This window comes from Burkholderia sp. BCC0405 (assembly GCF_902833075.1).
Classification (GTDB): domain Bacteria; phylum Pseudomonadota; class Gammaproteobacteria; order Burkholderiales; family Burkholderiaceae; genus Burkholderia.
Map to the genome: position 1 here is coordinate 1 of NZ_CADFEO010000012.1, position 19,809 is coordinate 19,809.

15 protein-coding genes and 1 pseudogene are annotated in these 19,809 nt (G+C 67.4%); 8 read left to right on the forward strand and 8 right to left on the reverse strand.

Translation table 11 applies throughout. From position 1 onward, the window contains the following. A pseudogene (gene bcpA / locus HWX36_RS20490) lies at nucleotides 1-4,703 on the reverse strand (contact-dependent inhibition toxin BcpA); the annotation flags it as partial. Between the two features lie 1,132 nt (nucleotides 4,704-5,835). On the opposite strand from bcpA, the gene HWX36_RS20495 reads away from it, so the two are divergent. Continuing rightward, a complete protein-coding gene (locus tag HWX36_RS20495) occupies nucleotides 5,836-6,426 on the forward strand; it encodes a histone acetyltransferase (protein WP_175954139.1) in 591 nt (196 codons plus the stop codon). A 395-nt stretch (nucleotides 6,427-6,821) separates the two neighbouring features. Beyond that, nucleotides 6,822-7,382 (forward strand): NADPH-dependent FMN reductase, encoded by a 561-nt coding sequence (locus HWX36_RS20500; RefSeq protein ID WP_175954141.1) that lies wholly within the window; start codon nucleotides 6,822-6,824, stop codon nucleotides 7,380-7,382. Between the two features lie 79 nt (nucleotides 7,383-7,461). Here HWX36_RS20500 and HWX36_RS20505 read toward each other — a convergent pair whose 3' ends face one another. After that, the gene (locus HWX36_RS20505; protein ID WP_175954143.1) at nucleotides 7,462-7,779 is read right to left on the reverse strand and encodes a DUF4148 domain-containing protein; all 318 of its coding nucleotides are present in this window, start codon (nucleotides 7,777-7,779) and stop codon (nucleotides 7,462-7,464) included. Between the two features lie 242 nt (nucleotides 7,780-8,021). Between HWX36_RS20505 and HWX36_RS20510 the strand changes: the two genes are divergently transcribed. After that, complete coding sequence (locus HWX36_RS20510) at nucleotides 8,022-8,525, forward strand: DM13 domain-containing protein (protein WP_175954145.1); 504 nt, start codon at nucleotides 8,022-8,024, stop codon at nucleotides 8,523-8,525. Nucleotides 8,526-8,556: 31 nt separating this feature from the next. Here the strand turns inward: HWX36_RS20510 and HWX36_RS20515 are convergent, their stop codons facing one another. The 5 genes from HWX36_RS20515 to HWX36_RS20535 form a co-directional block, all read right to left on the reverse strand. After that, nucleotides 8,557-9,162: a DUF2894 domain-containing protein gene (locus HWX36_RS20515; RefSeq protein ID WP_175954147.1), complete on the reverse strand. Its 606-nt coding sequence runs from the start codon at nucleotides 9,160-9,162 to the stop codon at nucleotides 8,557-8,559. After that, entirely contained in the window at nucleotides 9,159-9,803 is a 645-nt protein-coding gene (locus HWX36_RS20520; RefSeq protein WP_175954149.1) for an OmpA family protein, read from the reverse strand. The genes HWX36_RS20515 and HWX36_RS20520 overlap by 4 nt, the downstream gene beginning before the upstream one ends. Before the next feature lie 3 nt (nucleotides 9,804-9,806). After that, a complete protein-coding gene (locus tag HWX36_RS20525; protein WP_175954151.1) occupies nucleotides 9,807-12,854 on the reverse strand; it encodes a DUF802 domain-containing protein in 3,048 nt (1,015 codons plus the stop codon). 10 nt (nucleotides 12,855-12,864) lie between these two features. Then, complete coding sequence (locus HWX36_RS20530; protein WP_175954153.1) at nucleotides 12,865-13,638, reverse strand: DUF3348 domain-containing protein; 774 nt, start codon at nucleotides 13,636-13,638, stop codon at nucleotides 12,865-12,867. 576 nt (nucleotides 13,639-14,214) lie between these two features. After that, the gene (locus HWX36_RS20535) at nucleotides 14,215-14,853 is read right to left on the reverse strand and encodes a LysE family translocator (RefSeq protein ID WP_175954155.1); all 639 of its coding nucleotides are present in this window, start codon (nucleotides 14,851-14,853) and stop codon (nucleotides 14,215-14,217) included. A 148-nt stretch (nucleotides 14,854-15,001) separates the two neighbouring features. On the opposite strand from HWX36_RS20535, the gene HWX36_RS20540 reads away from it, so the two are divergent. The 3 genes from HWX36_RS20540 to HWX36_RS20550 all read left to right on the forward strand — a co-directional run bounded on the left by HWX36_RS20540 (nucleotide 15,002) and on the right by HWX36_RS20550 (nucleotide 17,627). Next, nucleotides 15,002-15,466: a GNAT family N-acetyltransferase gene (locus tag HWX36_RS20540; RefSeq protein ID WP_175954157.1), complete on the forward strand. Its 465-nt coding sequence runs from the start codon at nucleotides 15,002-15,004 to the stop codon at nucleotides 15,464-15,466. A 49-nt stretch (nucleotides 15,467-15,515) separates the two neighbouring features. Further along, nucleotides 15,516-16,094, forward strand: a complete 579-nt coding sequence (locus HWX36_RS20545) for a hypothetical protein (RefSeq protein ID WP_175954159.1) — start codon at nucleotides 15,516-15,518, stop codon at nucleotides 16,092-16,094. Between the two features lie 153 nt (nucleotides 16,095-16,247). Next, the gene (locus HWX36_RS20550; protein WP_175954161.1) at nucleotides 16,248-17,627 is read left to right on the forward strand and encodes an FAD-containing oxidoreductase; all 1,380 of its coding nucleotides are present in this window, start codon (nucleotides 16,248-16,250) and stop codon (nucleotides 17,625-17,627) included. Nucleotides 17,628-17,682: 55 nt separating this feature from the next. On the opposite strand, the gene HWX36_RS20555 is transcribed toward HWX36_RS20550, so the two are convergent. Next, nucleotides 17,683-18,576 (reverse strand): SDR family oxidoreductase, encoded by an 894-nt coding sequence (locus HWX36_RS20555; protein ID WP_175954164.1) that lies wholly within the window; start codon nucleotides 18,574-18,576, stop codon nucleotides 17,683-17,685. A gap of 98 nt (nucleotides 18,577-18,674) precedes the next feature. On the opposite strand from HWX36_RS20555, the gene HWX36_RS20560 reads away from it, so the two are divergent. Then, a complete protein-coding gene (locus tag HWX36_RS20560) occupies nucleotides 18,675-19,532 on the forward strand; it encodes a helix-turn-helix transcriptional regulator (RefSeq protein WP_175954166.1) in 858 nt (285 codons plus the stop codon). A 66-nt stretch (nucleotides 19,533-19,598) separates the two neighbouring features. Beyond that, nucleotides 19,599-19,754 (forward strand): hypothetical protein, encoded by a 156-nt coding sequence (locus HWX36_RS20565; protein ID WP_244136474.1) that lies wholly within the window; start codon nucleotides 19,599-19,601, stop codon nucleotides 19,752-19,754. Nucleotides 19,755-19,809 lie beyond the last annotated feature (55 nt).

Consider the following 19,809-nt stretch of genomic DNA (forward strand, 5'->3'; position numbering starts at 1 on the left):
CGGAATCGAGGCGTTGCCCGCCGAGTTGTTGACGCTGACACCCGTGCCCGAAATCGTGCCGTTCGAACTCAACGTCGAGTCGTATTTCGGTAGTTTGTAATCCTTGATCGAGGCCGGTGCCGCCTGCGTGTAACCGCCCGGGCGACCGGTCACGAACGGCGCGTTGCCGAACGGCAATTGCCAGTCGTGTTCCGTGTTGTCGTAGTTGTTGTAGTGATATTGGCCCGAGTAGGAAACCGACACGCCCGGCAGCTTCTGGCCGGACGCCGCCCAGCCGTCGGCGTCGTAACGGGTCGGCATCTTGACTTCGCCGACCGCGGCGAGGTTGCTCCAGTAGTTTTGCAGCGTGCCGACCGACGACGCATCGATCTTGCCACCCGACACGATCTGGGCGGCCGGGCTGATGTCCGTCACGGTCGTCGCCGTCGCGCTGTCCGCGTAGTACGTCGTCTTCTGGTAGCCGCTGTTCCACTGCCCGCCATGAGGCGGATCGGTCGGAACCCCACCTATGAAATCCAGAAAAAGTTCACGCACTTCGGGCTTGCTCAGGTCGACCCAGGGCACGTCCCGACCAGAGCACGCCTCCATGTGGACCGCCACGCATCCGGACATGCTGATGCCGAACTGCGCGAGCAATGCCGGATCGATCTGGCTGGTGGACGTCTTCATCACGCGGCGCGTGCTCGTCACCTTGTCCGCGTGCAGTTCCATGTCGCCGCCCGACTGAATCAGCGCCGACACGTTGTTGACGAGCGCCGCGTTCGTGTAGTTGCCGCTCGCGTCCTTGCCCCCTGCGAGTACGACCTTGCCCATCCCGAAGATGGCGGTCGTCGCCATCGAATCGGTTGCAGTCGTATCGTCACGGTTTTCGATGTCGTGCGCGAGGATTTCGAGCGTGCCGTTGCTGTCTGAACCGCCGATCAGCGCGGCCGGGCCGAGGTTCGAGATCGTATTTGTCGCGTTGAGCGACACGCTCGCGCCCACAAGCGCGCCCGTATTGGTCAGGTTGGTCGACTGCGTGTGCAGCAGGCCGCCTGCCGTCAGGGCGCCCACGTTGACGATGTTGCCCGCATTGACGCTCAGGTTGTGACCGACTGCAGGTTCGCGTTGTTCGTGAAGGTACCGGGCAGCGTGAAGGCAAGATCGTGACCGACGTTGAACTGCGTATCGGCCGCCGCCGTGTAATCGCCCTGGAGGTTCACGTTCGCGTCGTGCGTCGCGCTGTACGTGCCGCCGCCTTGCAGCGTGGCCGCCGCGACCGACAGGTCGTGCGTCGAGCTGATCTGACCGCCCGTATTCGTGATCGCGCCGGTCATCGTGACGTTCACGTCACCGTTCGAATTCGTGACGTTGCCGATAGTGCCGCCACTGTTGTCCAAGGTGTTGCCCTGGACACGAAGCGATGCGCCGCTGAGCTGGCCGCCTTGCGTGTTGCTGATCGACGCTGCGCTGACCGTCACATCGCCGTTGCCGGTAATCGCCCCCATGCCCGATACGCCGCCGGCGTGGCTGTTGATGATCTGGCTGCCGCCTTGCACCGTCACCTTGCCCGCGCCGAGGTCGACGATGGCGCCGTCCGCGTTGTCGATCGAGGCCGATTGAATGGCGAGCGTGCTGGTGTCGCCCGCAGTCGATTGCCCGGCCTGGATGTGGCCGGCTCGGTTGGACAACGTGCCGCCGTTCGTCAACGACAGCGATGCATCCGAGCGCAACAGGCCCTGTGCGTTGTTCACGTCGCCGGCAATGGTCGCGTGGATGCCGCGCTGCGCCGCGAGAATACCGCCGGCGTTATTCCAGGTCGCCGCGTTGACGATGGCTTGTCCCTTCGTCACGATGGTGCCCGACGCATTGTTCAACGCGCTGGCTCCATTGCCCGGTGCGATCGTCAAAGCACCCGTACCAGCGTGTGTAATGGTGCCGCCCGCGTTGTTCAGCTCGGCCGGCGTGAGCGTCAAGTCCGTGCTGTTGGTCTGGATCACGCCGGCAGCCGAGTTGTCGAGCGTGCCGCTGACGTTCATCCCCATCGCTGACGATCCATACTGCGTGATCGTGCCGCCGTGGTTCACAAGGTTGGCGGCGGTCAGCGCAAGCTGATTGGCCTCGAGCTTGCCGCCGCTGTTGTCCAGCGTCGAATCGGCGGTGACCGATAGGTTCGGCCCGACGATCGACCCACCCTGATTCGTCATTGAACCGGTGTGGATCGTGGCGTCCGTGCCCGCACCGATCTGGCCGCCGTCATTCGCCAGCGTATCGCTGGTGACGCCCAGATCCGTGTTCGACAACAGCTTGCCGCGCGCATTGTTCAGCGTGCCGGCGACGGTTGCCGTCAGTCCGTTCTGCGCGTTGATCGAGCCCGACGTATTGTTCAGCGCGCTGGTTTGTGCGACGACGCGCCCGTTGCTGGCAATCGCGCCACTGACGTTCGACACCGACCCCGTACCACCGCCAAGCGTCAGCGTGCCGTTGCCGGCATGCGTGATCGTGCCGCCGTCGTTGATGATCGACGCCGGCGCGAGCGTCAGGTCGGTACTGTTGGTTTGCAGCGTGCCGCCATTCGAGTTGTCGAGCGTGCCCGACACGTTCACGTTCATCGCCCCGGCGCCGGTCTGCGTAATCGTACCGCCGTGGTTCACGAGGTCGGTCGCCGTCAACGACATCTGGCTCGCCTGCACGGTGCCGGCGCTGTTGTCGAGGGTCGTGCCGGTCAGCGTGGCCGTCTGACCGACGATCGAGCCGCCGTTGTTGATCAGGCGCGCGCCCGCATCGACAGCAACCTTTTGCGCAGCCTGCAGCGTACCGCTACTGTTGTCGACCGACTGGCCCGATACCCGAAGATTCGTATTGGAAGTGATCGCACCGCGATTGACAACGTTTGCGCCCTGGACCGACACATCGCCGTTGCCGCCGATGACACCGCCTTGCGCACCGCTCGCGGTGGTCCCCGCCGCATTGGTCAATTGGCCGCTCGTCGTCACCGACAAACCGTCGCCATTGAGCGACGTGATCCGCCCAGCCGTGTTGTCCAGCGACGTGCCGGCCACCGTCATGCCGGCCGCGCTTTGGAGAGTGCCTTGATTGTTCGCGATGGCGCCGCCACGCACGTCCGCCGTGCTCTCGGATACCAGTTCGCCGGACTGGTTGGCGATCTGGCCAGCCACGTTGACCGACAGCGGCCCCTGCGATGAAACCTTGCCACTCTGGTTCGACAGATTGCCACCGGTCAGCGTCGTGCCGCCGCCGCTCGACAGGCTGCCGTGATCGTTGATCACGGTGCCCGATGCGTTCGCCTGAATGGCGCCTTGCGCGCTCGTCGTCGCGTTCGACAGGTTCACGTCGCCGGCCGTCGCGTTCAGCGACAGATTGCCGTTCGCGGCCGTCGTGCTGCCGGCGAGATTCACATCGTGGCCCGTCGCCGACAGGTTGCCACCCGCAATGTTCTTGCCGGTCGCATTCATCTGGCCTGTCGTCGCAAGTTGCAGGTCCCCCGCTTGCGTGACGGCACCGTCGCCGTTCACGCCCGCGCCGAGTGTACCGGTTGAATCCAGCGAACCGGCATTCACGCCCACGTTGTGCTGTGCGGCGAGCGTACCGGAGTTCACTACGTCGGCACCAGTATTCAGTACAACCGACTGCTGGCCATAGGTCGTGCCGCTGTTCTCGACCCCGCCCGCGGCCGATACCACGACGTTGCCGAGCGAGCTCACCTTGCCGGACTGTACCAGCCGTCCGGCCGTCGTCAGCGTCAGGCCCATCGCGTCGGCAGCGATCGTGCCGGCGTTCCGAACCCCGACACCGCCCTCGGTGCCGACCAGGAAAATCCGGTTGCTGTACATGCCGCCCAATTGACCGACATCGATTGCGACGGCCGGCGCGGCGCCTTCACCCTGAATTCGGGTCGCCTGAAGCGTGTCGTGATTGACCTGATTCGCGCCGGCCACCACGTTCAGATTGTTCGCGTAAATGGCCGCATTGGTTTGAACGGCCCGGGCAATCAGATCCACCTGATCGACGTTCTTCGCATTCAGGCCGGCGCCTTGCACCGTAATGAGGCCGCGCGTCGTGTTGAAACCGGCCAGCGATCCATCCGCATTCAGATTGGGGGTTCCGGTCGTGAGAATAGCGCGCGACGTGTTGATGAAGCCGCCACCATCGACCACCAGACCAGACGAGTTCGAAATAATCATCTCGGCCCGCTGGCCGGCGATCTCGATATACCCCCTCAATTGCGAAGGGTTGTTGCTGTTGACCTGATTGATGATGATTCTGGCCGCATCGTGTGCGCCAAAATTCGGGTTGCCGTTGATATACCCGGCCTGCTGCGTGTTCGTCATCACCGGCGAGTTGTTTACGATCACACCGGGTTTCTGCACATCGAACTGGGAATAGGTATTTAGCGAAACACCGGCTCCGCCAGGCTTGTTGATATTGACCTGTGGCAAACCGTTCGCAGTCTGCACGACCGACGGTGCATTCGCCCCTGCGCCCACCACCTGTGCCTGCACCCAGCGTGGCGCCACGCCCGCCGCAAGCAGCACCGCAAACGCCGCGTGGCGCAGTGCGAACCTCACCACTACGCGCGGCGGCTGTGCAACGCGGACGGCTTCTCCACGACTTGTGTTCGCCGACGAACTGGCCGTCTCTTCGACCGCGATCAACATGCCACGTACGCGGCTGAATACCAGACGATATTGGTTCTTGTTCATGGTACGGCGGGCGCGCTTTGACGCACCAGGTGAATAAGTTTGGAACGCCGCGACAGGTAACGAAGAGGTTGGCAATGCCGGGATCGACGCGCCAGAATTTCTCCGCCTTTTCGTCACTCAGGTCGTAGCGAACTTGATTGGTCTCTCCCGCCGAAATATATCGAAACATTTGTCAGTACATTGTCAGGAATTGATAAAGTCGCGTCGCTCCGGAATGGCCGCAATCGATTTTCCGGGTAGGTACGCCTCGGTTTCTCGCGCATCAGAGTCGAGTGCAGACCAGAGTGGCTCGCAATTCCACGCCACTATTTAACAATTGGAATTGATTTTAAAAAACACCCCCGATATTTGAGATAATTCGATATCCGTAGCCGTCACGTGATCGGCACCCCATCAACCGCTTGATGACGAAGCCGTTCAAACAAGCAGAAATCGGGCATATCAGCGCTTTGCCAGCGTCAATCGAACGCGGGGTTTTCTCACTTCATCCCGGAGGGCCGCCCTCTCCATTCCTCCTATCCCGAATTGATCGTTCACACTCCTTATTGACAATCTCGCCAACCAGCGGGCGTGTGAGCGAGACGTTTCGCGGCCGAATCGATGTAGCGACTGCATTGTCGTGAACACGCAACAAAAACACGCCTGTGATGCCGGAACGCACTTCCTGCTCGCGAAGACGAATGTGCGTCCCCCTTGCGACCAATCGTCGCGAAACACCCCGAATCCCCGGGATTCGTCGCTTTTCTCCCCTAGTCCGATTGCCCGACCCGATCGCGTCGCGTATGGTGCAGGCCGTCCGCGTGCGATACGGCGCCCGACCCGCGCGCTGCCGCCCGGACCTTCGACCGTCGTCCCGCACGACGGCCGCGCGGGCCGTGCCCGCCGCTCACCGTCTCCGCGATGCCGCCCTTCGGCGCCGCGCATTCATGAGGAGAGAGACGTGATCCACAAAGTCCTGATCCTGTTCGCACTCTGCATCGCGGGCCTCGCCGCGATCGCCGCCGGTTTCCAGCACATCCCCAGCTGATTCGCGGCCCCGGTTCGCTTCGCCGAGCCCGGGGGCCGCAACCATTCCCTTCCCCTTCTGCGATGAACCACTTTCTCGGACCGCCCGGGACGGGCGACCTTTGCCATGCGTATCGACGTACAGCATTCCCAGCACGACATCGACGATGAACTCGACACGCTCTACGCGCGTCTCCACCAGCCAGGCCATCGCCTGCACGGCCTGCCGGCCGTCGCGCTCGGCCGCTCCGGCCTGATCGTCCGCCACCGCGAGGCGGACGGCGAGTACTTCCTGTATGTCGAAGATCCGGCCGCGCGTCAGCTCGCCGGCTATACGGTATTCAACCGCCTGCCCGAAATCCCGCGCCGTGCCGACCGCTACCTGCGCGCGCCGCATACGCGGCTGCGCGGCTCAGCGCAGCGCAAGGGCCTCGCGACGACGCTGTATCGCTGGGCGCTCGACGCGGGCCTGTGCCTGATCAGCGGCGCGCGCCAGTCGGTCGGCGCCGCGCGCTTGTGGACGGCGCTCGCGCAGGACTACCGGCACGGCTTCGTCGATATCGACGAGCGGGCGCTGCGTTATCTCGGCGAAACCGTCGCCGACGACGTGCACGGCGCGCTGCATACGCGGCGGCTGATGCTGGGCAAGGGATGGAGCCTCGAAGCATTCGCGCTTGCGGCCGGGATGACCGACATGGCAACGGGATCGCCTCGATAGCGGGTGCTGTCGTATCCCGTTGGCATTGCCAATCATCGATTGTGACGACTGCTCTTCACGTTTTACAAGAGACGGGTGCGCGCCGGACAGTCCGGAATACGCGCGCCCCGACGCCCGTGCAATCTCCGCGAGAACGGCCTGCACGTCCGGATCGCCGGGCGGGCGCAAGACCTCGTCATGGTTGGAAGAAGGACCGGCGCAAGCGCTCATCGGCACCGTGACGGCAACACTTGCCAGACAGCTCCAGCGCTTCATGAGCGAACCATTCCTCAAAAGATGCCCAGGGCCGACAGAATCGATGGCGCAATTCTGGCGCTTGCGATCGGATCCCGCGGCAATCACGCGCCGGTGCGATAATGCGTCCGCTCCACGCATCGCGTCCCGAATACTCACCGATGGCTACCGATCCCACCCGTCACATCAACATCGTCGCGCTGTGCGGCAGCCTCCGCGCGCAGTCGTACAACGCCGCGCTGCTCGATGCGGCCGCGCTCGTCGCACCGAGCGGCATGCGCATCGTGCGCTTCGATCGTCTCGGCGAATTTCCGCTGTTCAATCCTGATACCGAATGCCCGTCGCCTGCCGCCGTGCGCGACCTGATCGAGCGCCTGAACGCGGCCGACGGCGTGCTGATCGCGAGCCCGGAATACGCACACGGCGTGACGGGCGTCATGAAGAACGCGCTGGACTGGGTCGTGGGATGCGAAGCGTTCGTGTGCAAGCCGGTCGCGGTGCTGAATGCGTCGCCGCGCGCGACACATGCGGACGCGGCGCTGCGGGAAACGCTGGCGGTGATGTCGGCGCACATCGTCGAACGCGCGTCGATCACGCTGCCGGTGCTCGGCAGTCAACTCGACGCGGCGGGCATCGCCACGCATCCGCCGTTCGCATCGGCGCTGGTTGATGCGTTGCACGCGCTGCGTGCGGCAGTTGCGCAAGGCGATCCGTCACGCTGACGTCATGCACCCGAAAACACATCGCAGTCCGGAATGACTGGACACGACGCCCGTCGACAGGCGTCATGTCCGGGCCGGCTCATCGTCCACGATAGATCGGCAGTTCGCGGGCAATCGAGCCCGATTCGCTCGCGGCCGGCGACATCGTCCCGTATCCGCTCGTATCGGCCGTCGACGGGCCAGTCGAACCGATCTTCGCCAGCGCTTCGGCGAGGCGTGCCGGATAGTGCGGGTCTTCGCCGGTCTGACGGTAGCCGGCCGCGCGCACGGCGGCCAGTTCGGCCGTGACGTCCGCGCGCGTCACCGTGGACTCCGGCGCGGCCCATGCGGAAATGGACATGGAAATGGAAGCAGTCGCGGCAACGGTCGCGAGAACATACAGGGCAAGCTTGTTCATCTGATCTCTCCTGAGCGTCGACGACGTTGTCGACGGAGAGTGAGTCGCCCCGCGAGCGCAAAGATGACACGCGCCGGCGGAAAATTTTCGACATCGTGCCGCCATGCGGCTGCCGGGCGCCCTGCCCTGTGGATACGGCATGCGCAAATGAATGCCGGCCGGGTGTCAGATTTTGCCGGCCCGCGCGACTACAGGGTCGTGGCCCTGCGCCACCCTCTGTTTCCGCTCATGGGGTCCGACACATGAAAACCAGAATCTGGATACTGATCGCGTCGCATTTCGCGACGGGGCTCGTGGCATTCGCGGCAGGCATCTACGTCCTTCCGATCCTGACGGCACCGGAAGGCGCAAGCGCCGTCGAACTGCAGGTGGCCGCCGAAAACGAACGTCATACCGGCCGTTTCGAACGCGACCTGCCGGGCAGTGACCTGCTGCACTGGGCCGACGGCAAGCTGACCATCACCGACTCGTCGATCGCCTTCGAAGGCGACATCGCGCCGGGGCCGGATTACAGGATCTATCTCGTGCCGGAATTCGTCGATACCCGCGCGTCGTTCCTCGCGATCAAGGCGCGCACCGCGCGCGTGGCCGACCTGAAGACATTCGGCAACTTCATCGTGCCGCTTCCCGCCGACGTGAACCCCGCGCAGTACACGTCGGTCGTGATCTGGTGCGAGCGCTTTTCGAAGTTCATCAGCGCGGCCCGGTATCGGAACGCGACGACATCGGGCCTGGTGTCGATGTAGCGAGTCCGGACCGCCGCCCCACGAAGTCGCGCTAGCGGCTCTTGCTCCGCACGACCTTCTTCACCGCCTTCGCGCGCGGCGCTTCCTTCTCGGGCTGCGCGCCGCCGCCAGCGAGATCCTCGAGCCACGCGAGCGCGTCGACATACGACAGGAACTGCTGCAGATAAGCCGGCGACAATTCGCGCATCGTCGCGAGCGACCGGTGCACGAGACTGTTCGAATTGAGTGGCCCCGCGTTGCGCGGCACCTGGTCGAGCGACTGACGGTACTGCTGTTCCGTGCGGACTTTCGACCACATCGAGCGGAAGTAGTCGACCAGCTCGGGATCGAGCCCGCGCCGGTCGGCCTGCGCATCGCGCGCGAGCCGCTCGACGAGTTCCGCCAGCGCGCCGCGCGCGGGCGCATCCGCCGCGCCGCTCGCGGCTGCCGTTTCACCGGCGCGCGCGACAACTTCCGCGAAGCCTTCGAGCAACGTCGCCAGACGCGCGTCGAGCAACGCGCGTGCGTCGCCTTCGAGCGCGGCCGCACGCCGTTCGAGCGCGTCGATCCGGTGAAAGCGCACCGGATCGAGCCGGTCGGCGCCCTGCTCGCGCCATGCGTCGAGCATCGCTCGGACGTGCGTCGCGTCGCCGGTCACTGCGCCTTCCCTCCGTTCGACGCGGACTTGCGCGGCACCGGCGCGATCTCCACGCGGCGGTTCTTCGCGCGGCCTTCGTCGTCCGCATTCGAGCTGACCGGCTGCTCGGAGCCGAACGCGGCCGCGAACACCGACGACGCCGGTACGCCGGCGTCGATCAGCGCACGCGTGACCGTCAACGCGCGCTTGGCCGACAGCTCCCAGTTGTCCGCGAACAGGCGGTTGCCCGCATGCACCTGCTGGTCATCGGCGAAGCCGCTGACCATCAGGATCTCGTCGCGCGTCTTCAGGTAAGCGCCCAGCGGCGCGGCCAGCGTCTTCAGCAGGTCGCGGCCCGCGGGCTGCAACTGGTCCGAGTTCAGCGCAAACAGCACGTTGCCGCTGATGCCGATGCGGCCGTTCACGAACGTCACGCGGCCGGCCGCGAGCGGCCCGGCGAGCGCCTGCTCGAGCGACTTGCGCTGCTGCGCTTCGAGCTGCCGCGCGCGCACGGCTTCCTCGAGCTTCGACGTGAGCTGAAGCTGCATGCCGATCACGCCGACGAGGATCAGCACGAACGCGCCGAGCAGCACCGACATCAGGTCGGCGAACGCGGGCCACACCGGCGCGGAGGACGCGCCGCCGTCGATTTCGTCATGCATGCGTTACGCTCCGACGCTCGCCCGCCGGCCGGCGAGCTGCTGCAGGTCTTCGACGATCTGCTTCTGCGACATCATGCTCAGGTCGATCACCTCGCGCGCCTGCGCGACGTAATACTCGAGCTGCTCGTCGCTGCGCGCGAGCGATTTCTCGAGCGCGGCCTCGATGCGTTGCAGATGGGTCAGCAGCTTGTCGTTCGACTCGCCGAATACCTGCACGGCCATCCCGAACGCGTCGCCGAGGCTCGCGACCTCGACAGCGCCTGCCGTGACCTGTGCGGCCACCGAGTCGAGCTTGCGCGTCTCGGCATCGACGGTGTCGTTGAAGCGCGCGCCGACGCGGTCGAGCAGGTCGGCCGACGTGCTGACGAGCGCGTCGATCGCGGTGCGCTGTTCGGTCGACGCGTGGTTGACCGCGCCGAGCAGCGTTTCGAGCGTCGCGAGCAGGCGGCTGCGCTCCTCGAGCATCGCGGTATCGTGCACCAGGCTGTCGGACAGGCGCTGGCGCAGCTCGGCGACGACGTCGGCCGCGGCCTTCGGCGCCTCCGATGCAGCCTGCACGAGGCGCGCGATCTCGTTGATCGTGTCGCTCGCATGCACCTGCGCCTGTGCGGTGATGTCGTTCGCGGTGCGGGCCAGCGTGTCGCAGATGTCCTGCTGGCGCGCCGCGGCCTGCGCGCTCGTTTGCGCCCATTCGTCGCGCAGCGCGGCCGCCATCGCGGCGAGCGAGTCGTTCCATGCGGCGAGGCGTGCTTCGTCGCGCGCGGCGAGTTGCGTCTGCAGGCCGGCATGCGAATCGCGAATCGTCGACAGCAGTTCGGTCGAGCGTTGTTCGAACGTCGACGCCTGCGTGGCGAGGTCACGCGTCGTTTGTGCGAGCGCGTCGCAGATTTCCTGCTGACGGCCCGCGCTGTGCACGCCCGCGCGTTGCCATTCGTCGCCGAGCTTCGCGGCCATCGCGGCCAGCGAATCGTTCCACGCGGCAAGACGCTGTTCGTCGCGCGCCGCCAGTTGCGTCTGCAGCCCCGTGTGCGAATCGCGGATCGTCGACAGCAGTTCGGTCGAGCGTTGTTCGAACGTCGACGCCTGCGTGGCGAGGTCACGCGTCGTTTGTGCGAGTGCGTCGCAGATTTCCTGCTGGCGGCCCGCGCTGTGCACGCCTGCGCGCTGCCATTCTTCGCCGAGCTTCGCGGCCATCACGGCCAGCGACTCGTTCCATGCGGTGAGGCGTTCTTCGTCACGCGCCGCCAGTTGCGTCTGCAGGCCCGTGTGCGAATCGCGGATCGTCGACAGCAGTTCGTTCGAGCGCTGTTCGAACGTCGACGCCTGCGTGGTCAGATCGCGCGTCGTTTGTGCAAGCGCGTCGCAGATTTCCTGCTGGCGGCCCGCGCTGTGCACGCCCGCGCGCTGCCATTCGTCGCCGAGCTTCGCGGCCATCTCGGCCAGCGAGGCGTTCCAGGCCGACAGGCGTGCTTCGTCACGCGCAGCCAGTTGCGTCTGCAGCCCCGTGTGCGAATCGCGAATCGTCGACAGCAGTTCGTTCGAGCGTTGTTCGAACGTCGACGCCTGCATCGCGAGGTCACGCGTCGTTTGTGCGAGCGCGTCGCAGATTTCCTGCTGACGGCCGGCACTGTGCACGCCCGCGCGCTGCCATTCGTCGCCGAGCTTCGCGGCCATCGCGGCCAGCGAATCGTTCCACGCGGCAAGACGCTGTTCGTCGCGCGCCGCCAGGTCGGTCTGCAGCCCCGCGTGCGACTCGCGCATCGCGGCGAGCGTCGCGCCCGAATGGCGTTCGAACGTCGCGGCGGCCTCGCCCAGCGCGCGCGCATGCTGCGCGGCCAGCGTCTCGCCGACCTGTTCCTGGCGCGACAGCGCGTCGCGCCATGCGTCCGACAGGCGGCTTTCCGTCGATTCGAGGCGCGTCGCCACGCCGTCGAGCAGGTCCGTCGAACGCAGCGCGAACGTGTCGGTGAACTGGCCGAGCGTCGTTTGCAGCTGCTGCGCGACGGCGTCGCCCGCGCGACGCTGTTCGTCGAGCGCGCGGTTCCAGACGGCCGTCACGTTGCCGGTGGTCTTCTCGAAGCCGTCCGTCAGCCCGTCGAGCTGACGCTGCACGGCGCCCGTCACGGTGTCGCGCAGCGCGGCCATCTCCTGCGCGAGCCCCGTCATCGTCGCGGCGACGACCGGCTGCAGCGCGGCGCCGGCCACGCGCGCGCTTTCGGCGGCGCTTTCCTTCAGCGCATCGCCGACATTCGACGCGAGGCCCGCATACGCGCGCTCGGTCCGGTCGAAAAACGCCTGCTGGCTTTCGATCTGGCGATCGTGCAGCGCGACGCTGCGCGCCTCGAGCGTCGTCATCATCGCCTGCAACCGGTCGACCAGCGCCGGCATCACGTCGGCCTGGCGCTGCAGCAGCCGGAACGATTCGTCGCGCTGGTGCGCGGAAGAATGCACGCGCAACGTCGTCGCGATCTTCGCGTCGAGCTGCTGAGCCGCATCGATCCGCTCGCGGCGCACGAGCGCGGACAGCAGCCCGAGCATCGCCGACGTCGCGACGCCGGCGATCGACGTGCCGAACGCGAACCCGAGGCCCTTCACCGGCGCGATCAACGACGCGCGGATCGCGTCGAGATCGGTCGCGCTTTCGAGCGCGGCGCCGGTGCCCTTCAGCGTGACGACCATCCCGAGCAGCGTGCCGAGCATGCCGAGCAGCACGAGCAGCCCGACGAGGTAAGGCGTGAGCGACGGGCCCGGCAGCGCGACGCGCGCGCCTTCGACCCGCGCGCGCACGGCGCCGCGCAGGCCCGGGTGCAGCGTGTCGAGCCAAGCGTCGAGCTTCGCGGGCGGCTCGGTCAGGCCGGCGACCGCGCGCGACAGCGTGGCGGTGGCCTGCCGGTAGCGCAGCAGTTCCCATGCGCCGGCGACGTAGCACGCGGCGATCAGCAGCGTGACGGCCGACGCCAGCGGGTTCGACGCGACATAGCCGACGCCGATCCAGCCCACAGCGAGCAGACCGGCGACGAAGACAACGAGATCAAGGCGAATTCTGGACATAGCGTGTTGATTAGCTGGTGCGAAGGGCCGCGAGCAGCCCGTCTACCGTTTGAAACCGGACTTCGAGTTCGGCAAGCAGGATGCCTTGCATCTCGTCGCGAAACGTATCGAGCCATGCGCCGGGCACGATCGCCGCGACGGCCGCACCCTCGGCCACCACCTCGCCACCGTCGGCCGCGGCGGCCGTGGCTGCGGCCGCGGATTCGGCGTCGGCCTGCGCCTGCCGCTCCGCGTCGCGCAGCCGCCCGAAACGCGTGCCGAGCAGCGCGGGGATGGCCGACAGCAGGCTGCGCTCGCGCGCGCCGAGCACGCGCTCCATGATCGCGTCGAGCGTCGCGAGCCGCGCCATCCCGGCCGAGCGCGCGGCGACCGCGACCCGCAGGCGGCCGCGCAACTGGCCGATCGCCGTTTCCATGTCCTGCTGCAGGGACAGATAACGCTGGCGGAAATCCGCGAAATCGGCCGTGTCGGCGGCCGGCGGCGGCGGATCGCCGGGCCGGCGCCGCGCTCGCGGCCGGTTGGTAGCCGTGATCGCCTGCGCGAGCTCGTGGCGCACACGTGCGCAATCGCGCTCCGCGTCGTAGCCGCGCACGCCGGCCGCGACGCCGGGCGGGCTCGCGTTCAGCGCGGACGACAGCGTGATCGCGTCGGTCCAGCCGAGCCACTGGCTCAGCCGGTCGGACAGCGTCTGCCGGGATTCCACGACGTCGGCATCAGCCAGGCGCGCGAGCAGCCGGACGAGCGCCGGGCCGCTCAGCGCCGGGCGCGAAGGTGCTTGCACCATGCTGCAAACCGTCAAAAAAGGCAGCAGTTTACACGTCGGCGGGACGTCGGCCGCCAGAATCGGGGAAGCGGCGCCGTTCGGCGCGGCACGCGGCACACGCGAACGCCCGCCGCGCAAGGCTTGGCGGGCGACTGGGGGCTGCTGCGGCGACGGTCCCGCCGCGCCCTTGCCCTTGCCCTTGCCCTTGCCCTTGCCCTTGCCCTTGCCCTTGCCCTTGCCCTTGCCCTTGCCCTTGCCCTTGCCCTTGCCCTTGCCCTCGCCCTTGCCCGCTGCCGTGTCGCCTGCCGGTTGCGAATATCGTCCGACGATACCTGCCGCGCTGCGCTACCACCACAGCACCCGGCGAGCCACGCGTGCCGGCCGCGGGTTGCGCCGCCGAAACCGGGCGCCACCGACCCACCACGACAACAGCCGGTGCGGTATGAAGTGAAGGAATTTCCGGACGACACGCGGTTCGCGGCGCTGCTGGCGCGGTTCAGCGAAGCCTGATGCCGATGCGCGTTCGCGCGGTGCGCGCCGGCGGCCAGCCAAGGGAATGACCGGCCGCCGTGCGATGCAGATCGGGAATGGAAGCGCTCAGATGCCCGCTTTCGGTGCATTCAAGATCAATCGCAGCCCGAGCAGCGTGATCGCGCCGGCGGCAACGCGGTCGACCCACTTCTTCGCGCGCAGGTAGAGTTCGCGCGGCCGGCGGGTGGAAAAGCACAGCGCGACGATCGTGTACCAGCCGAACTCAACGCCGAACACGAGCGGCGGCAGCGCCAGATAGCACCACAGCGGCGGATGCTGCGGGAGCAGCGCCGCGAAGATGCTGCCGTACCAGATCGCCGTCTTAGGGTTGCTGAGCTGGGTCGTGAGGCCCGTCCAGAACGACTTGCGCGCGCTGCCGCCGGCGATGGCCTGCGGATCGTCCATCGCGATCGGCCGGCCGGCGCCGCGCCAGATCTTCGACGCCATGTAGATCAGGTACGCGCCGCCCGCCAGCTTGAGGCCCACGTACAACCATTCGACGGCCTGCAGCAGCGTATAGAGCCCGGCCAGCGCGACCCCGCCGAACACAATGCCGCCGATGCCCATGCCGAGCGCGGTCGCCAGCCCGTCGCGGCGCGACAGCCCGATCGAATTGCGCGCGACCAGGACGAAGCTCGGGCCCGGAATCATCGCGCCGAGAAACAGCGCAGCCAGGATGGCGAGTACGGCAGCCGATGCAGTCATCGAAGTCTCCTTGGTGAGCGACGCCGAATCGCCGGCGCCCGCGGGTCGTTTCCGACGGCCGAAGCGTCGATTCTGGCACGCTTCGCGGATGGCCGAAAGCGGCCCTGCGCTGCTATGCTGGCCCTGTTTCCCGTCATTCGCGCCCCTCATGATCGAGATCCGCCCCGCCCGCTATCCCGACGACGCCCGCGTCGTCGAGGCGATCTTCCGCGAGTACATCGCCAGCCCGACCGTCAGCCTCGAATTCCAGGACCACGCGCCCGAGATCGCCGCGCTGCCCGGCAAGTACGCGGCGCCGCGCGGGCAGCTGCTGCTCGCATGGCAAGGCGAGCGCGCGGTGGGCTGCGCGGCGTTTCGCGAGATCGACGACACGACGTGCGAGATGAAGCGCGTCTACGTGCGCCCGGAAGCGCGCGGGCTGAACGTCGGCCGCCAGCTCGTTGAACGGCTGCTGCGCGATGCGAAGGCGGCCGGCTATGCGCGCATGTGCCTCGACGTGCTGCCGGAGTTCGTCGCGGCCAGGAAACTGTATGCGTCGCTCGGCTTCACGCCCGCGCCGCCCGTCGCGTTCAATCCGGTGCCGGGCACCGAGTTTCTCGGGCGGGACCTGTAGCCGCCACGCCATCGGCAGCGCTTACCTCCTTTCGACCGGACACCCCGTCATGCGCATTTCCCGCCTGCCCTTCGTGCTCCTCCCGCTGCTCGCCGCGCTGTCGCTCGGCGCCCGCGCCGGCGACCTGCCCCAGTCGATCGCCGCGCAGTTGCCGCCCGGCTACCAGCCGCTGCTCGCGCATGCCGGGCCGGATCTCGACAACAGGCGGCACAGCTTCCTCGTCGTCGTGCATCGGGCGGTCGATACGCGCGAGCAGCCGTCGCCGCGGCCGCTGCTGATCTTCGAGGAGCAACCGGATCACGCGTTCCGGCTCGTCGCGCGCAACGACCAGGTCGTGCTGCGCGCGGACGAAGGCGGCCAGTGCGACCCGTTCGATCCCGAAGATGCCGCCGACAGCGGCGTTGCCGTAAAAGGCCGCTATTTCACCGTGCAGAACTTCGTCGCGTGCGGGCAGCACTGGAGCGACTACGTGACGTTCCGCTATGACCCGCATACGCACGGGTGGCTATTTTCGAACCAGATCGTCACCGAATCGTTTCCGCTCGACGACCAGCCCGATCACGTCACCGTCACGCGCGCCGACGCGCACCGGCCGGTGTCGTTCAGTCAGTGGCAACGCAAGGACTGACCCGGTCACGCCTCGCTTCTCCCGCCCCGCCCGCACTCGCGAGCGCACGCCAACAGGGCTACCATAAGCGCTCGCCGTCGCACGGCCGCGCGCCGGCCACGCACGCGGCTCGCCCGCACGCGCTCCCTCGCTGCACCCGCACAGGAGGACGTCATGACGCAACACTTCGACGCGATCGTCATCGGCACCGGGCAGGCCGGGCCGCCACTCGCCGCGCGACTGTCCGCCGCCGGCATGAAAGTCGCGATCATCGAGCGCGGCCGCTTCGGCGGCACCTGCGTGAACACCGGCTGCATCCCGACCAAGACGCTGATCGCAAGCGCGTATGCCGCGCACCTCGCGCGGCGCGCAGGCGAATACGGCGTGTCGGTCGGCGGCCCCGTCACGGTCGACATGAAAGCCGTGAAAGCGCGCAAGGACCAGATCTCCGGCCGCTCCAATCACGGCGTCGAGCAATGGGTGCGCGGCCTCGCGAACACGACCGTGTTTCAGGGTCACGCCCGATTCGAGCGCGCCGATGCGGTGCGCGTGGGCGACGACGTGCTCGAAGCGCAGCGCATCTTCATCAACGTCGGCGGGCGCGCGCAGATCCCGGCCATGCCGGGCCTCGACACGGTGCCGTACCTGACCAACTCGACGATGATGGACGTCGACTTCCTGCCCGACCATCTCGTGATCGTCGGCGGCAGCTATGTCGGGCTCGAATTCGGCCAGATGTACCGCCGCTTCGGGTCGAAAGTCACGATCGTCGAGAAGGGCCCGCGCCTGATCCGCCGCGAGGACGAGGACGTGTCGCAGGCCGTGCGCGAGATTCTCGCCAACGAAGGCATCGACGTGCAGCTCGAGGCGACCTGCCTGAGCGCACGGCGCGACGGCAACGGCATCGCGATCGGCCTCGACTGCGCGGGCGGCGGCCGCGAGGTCGCGGGCTCGCACCTGCTGCTTGCGGTCGGACGCGTGCCGAACACCGACGATCTCGGGCTCGACCGGGCGGGCGTCGCGACCGACGCGCGCGGCTATATCGAGGTCGACGAGCAGTTGCGCACGAACGTGCCCGGCATCTGGGCGCTCGGCGACTGCAACGGCCGCGGCGCGTTCACGCACACCGCGTACAACGACTACGAGATCGTCGCGGCCAACCTGCTCGACGGCGATCCGCGCAAGGTGTCCGACCGCATCACGGCGTACGCGATGTATATCGATCCGCCGCTCGGCCGCGTCGGCATGACGCTCGCGGAAGCGAAGCAGACGGGCCGCCGGCTGCTCGTCGGCACACGCCCGATGACGCGTGTCGGCCGGGCAGTGGAAAAAGGCGAGAGCCAGGGTTTCATGAAGGTGATCGTCGACGCGGACAGCCACGCGATCCTCGGCGCGTCGATCCTCGGCGTGACGGGCGATGAAGTCGTGCACGGGATGCTCGACGTGATGGCCGCCGGCGCGCCGTACACGACGATCAGCCGCGCGATGCACATCCACCCGACCGTGTCGGAGCTCGTGCCGACGCTGCTGCAGGATCTGCATCCGGTCGAATGACGCGCGGCCTGACGGACGGCCGCCGTTTGAAAACGACGGCACGCCCGCCGCCCGCTCAGCTTTCGAAATACCGCGGCCGGTCGATATCGGCCAGCAGCCCCGGCTGCGTCGGCGCCCAGTCGAGCAATGCACGCGTGCGCTCGCTCGTTGCCGGCGCATCCAATCCCGCGAACATCGCGAACCAGCCGAAGTGGTCGCCGGCTTCCGCCGCCGTTTTCGCGACGACCGGCACGTTCAGCCGCCGGCCGATCACTTCCGCGATGTCCCGGAACCGCACGCCGGTATCGTCGACCGCGTGATAGCGCGCGCCGGCCGCGCCGCGTTCGATCGCGAGCCGATAGACGCGCGCCGCATCGAGCCGGTGCACGCCCGGCCAGCGGTTGCCGCCGTCGCCGAGATAGGCCGATACCCCTTTCTCCCGCGCGAACGCAATCAGGCGCGGCACGAAACCGTGATCGCCGTCGCCGTGCACGGACGGCGGCAGGCGGACGACCGACGCGTGCACGCCGCGCGCTTCGAGCGCGACCGCGGTCGCCTCGGACGCACGCGGATAATTCGCCGATACCGGCACGTGCGGATCGTCCTCCGTCGCCGCGCGGCCGGGCGCGACGAGCGCGAGGCCCGACGTGACGACCAGCGGCCGCGCCGAACCCGCGAGCACCGCGCCGATCGTCTCGATCGCATGACGGTCGAGCTCGCAGTTCTGCGCGAAACGCGAGAAGTCGTGATTGAATCCCGTGTGGATCACCGCATCGGCGGCCTCGGCGCCCCGGGTCAGGCTGTCGAGATCCTCCAGCGACCCGCGATGGACGTCGGCGCCGGCGGCGGCCACCGCCGCCGCGGCCGCATCGGACCGCGCGAGACCCAGCACAGAGTGGCCAGCGGCCACGAGTTCCGCGACGACGGCCGAGCCGACGAACCCCGACGCTCCCGTAACAAAGACACGCATGTTCAGCACCTCCGGATGAAATGGAGGCTTACTATCTGCCGATGGCCGCTCGCGGTGAAGCCGTGACGGTTTACCGGTAAACGAACTAACAGGATGTGATGGCCGACGCCCCCGACAACCTGCTCGGCGCGTACCTGCGGGACCGCCGCGAGAAACTCGACCCGGCCGCGCTCGGGCTGCCGGCCACGCGCCGCCGCACGCCGGGCCTGCGGCGCGAGGAAGTCGCGCAGCGCGCGCACGTGAGCACCGCGTGGTACACGTGGCTCGAACAGGGGCGCGGCGGTGCGCCGTCGGCCGACGTGCTCGACCGGCTCGCCCGCGCGCTGCTGCTGAACGACGCCGAACGCGAACACCTGTTCCTGATCGGCGTCGGCCATCCGCCCGAGGTGCGCTATCACGCACCGGCCAACGTGACGCCGCGCCTGCAGCACGTGCTCGATTCGCTCGATGCGAGCCCCGCGATCGTGCGCACGGCCACCTGGGACGTCGTTGCGTGGAACGCCGCGGCAGCCGCGACGCTGATCGACTATGCGACGCTGCCGCCGCCTGCGCGCAACATCCTGCGGCTGATCTTCATCGACGACGGCGTGCGCGACGCGCAGCCGAACTGGGAACGCGTCGCGCGCTTCGCGGTGGGCGCGTTTCGCGCGGATATCGCGCGCGGCGGCGCAACGCGGGCCGTGCAGGCATTCATCGACGAGATGCGCGCGACGAGCGCCGAATTCGACACGATGTGGCGCGACCACGCTATCCGCACGCACGACGAAGGCACGAAGGAAATCCGCCATCCGCAAGCCGGCCGGATCGCGCTCGAATATTCGGCGTTCTCTGTCACGGGCCGCCCCGACCTGAGCCTCGTGATCTTCACGCCTGCGACGCCGGCTGATCGTGAGCGCATCCGGGCGCTCGTCGCGGCCCGCGAGCAGGCGCGTGAACTGCGGGCGCCGGCCGCCTGAAAACCGCGGAGGGGGGCGAACTTCGAATTCGCGGGGCCGCCGCTGCATGACCCGAAGACGCTCGGCGTGGGTTCGGCGATCGGCGTGCGCAAGGATGACGACACGCTGTGCACGTCGATCAACCAGGCGCTTGCGAGCCTGATCCAGGACGGGGGTGTACCAGCGAATCTCGAAGAAGTATTTCTCGTTCGATATCCGCAACTGACGGACACGAACGGATAACACCAAGAGGCGTCACGCATGAATGCGCGACGCCTCTTCTTCGTTGACCGAATAA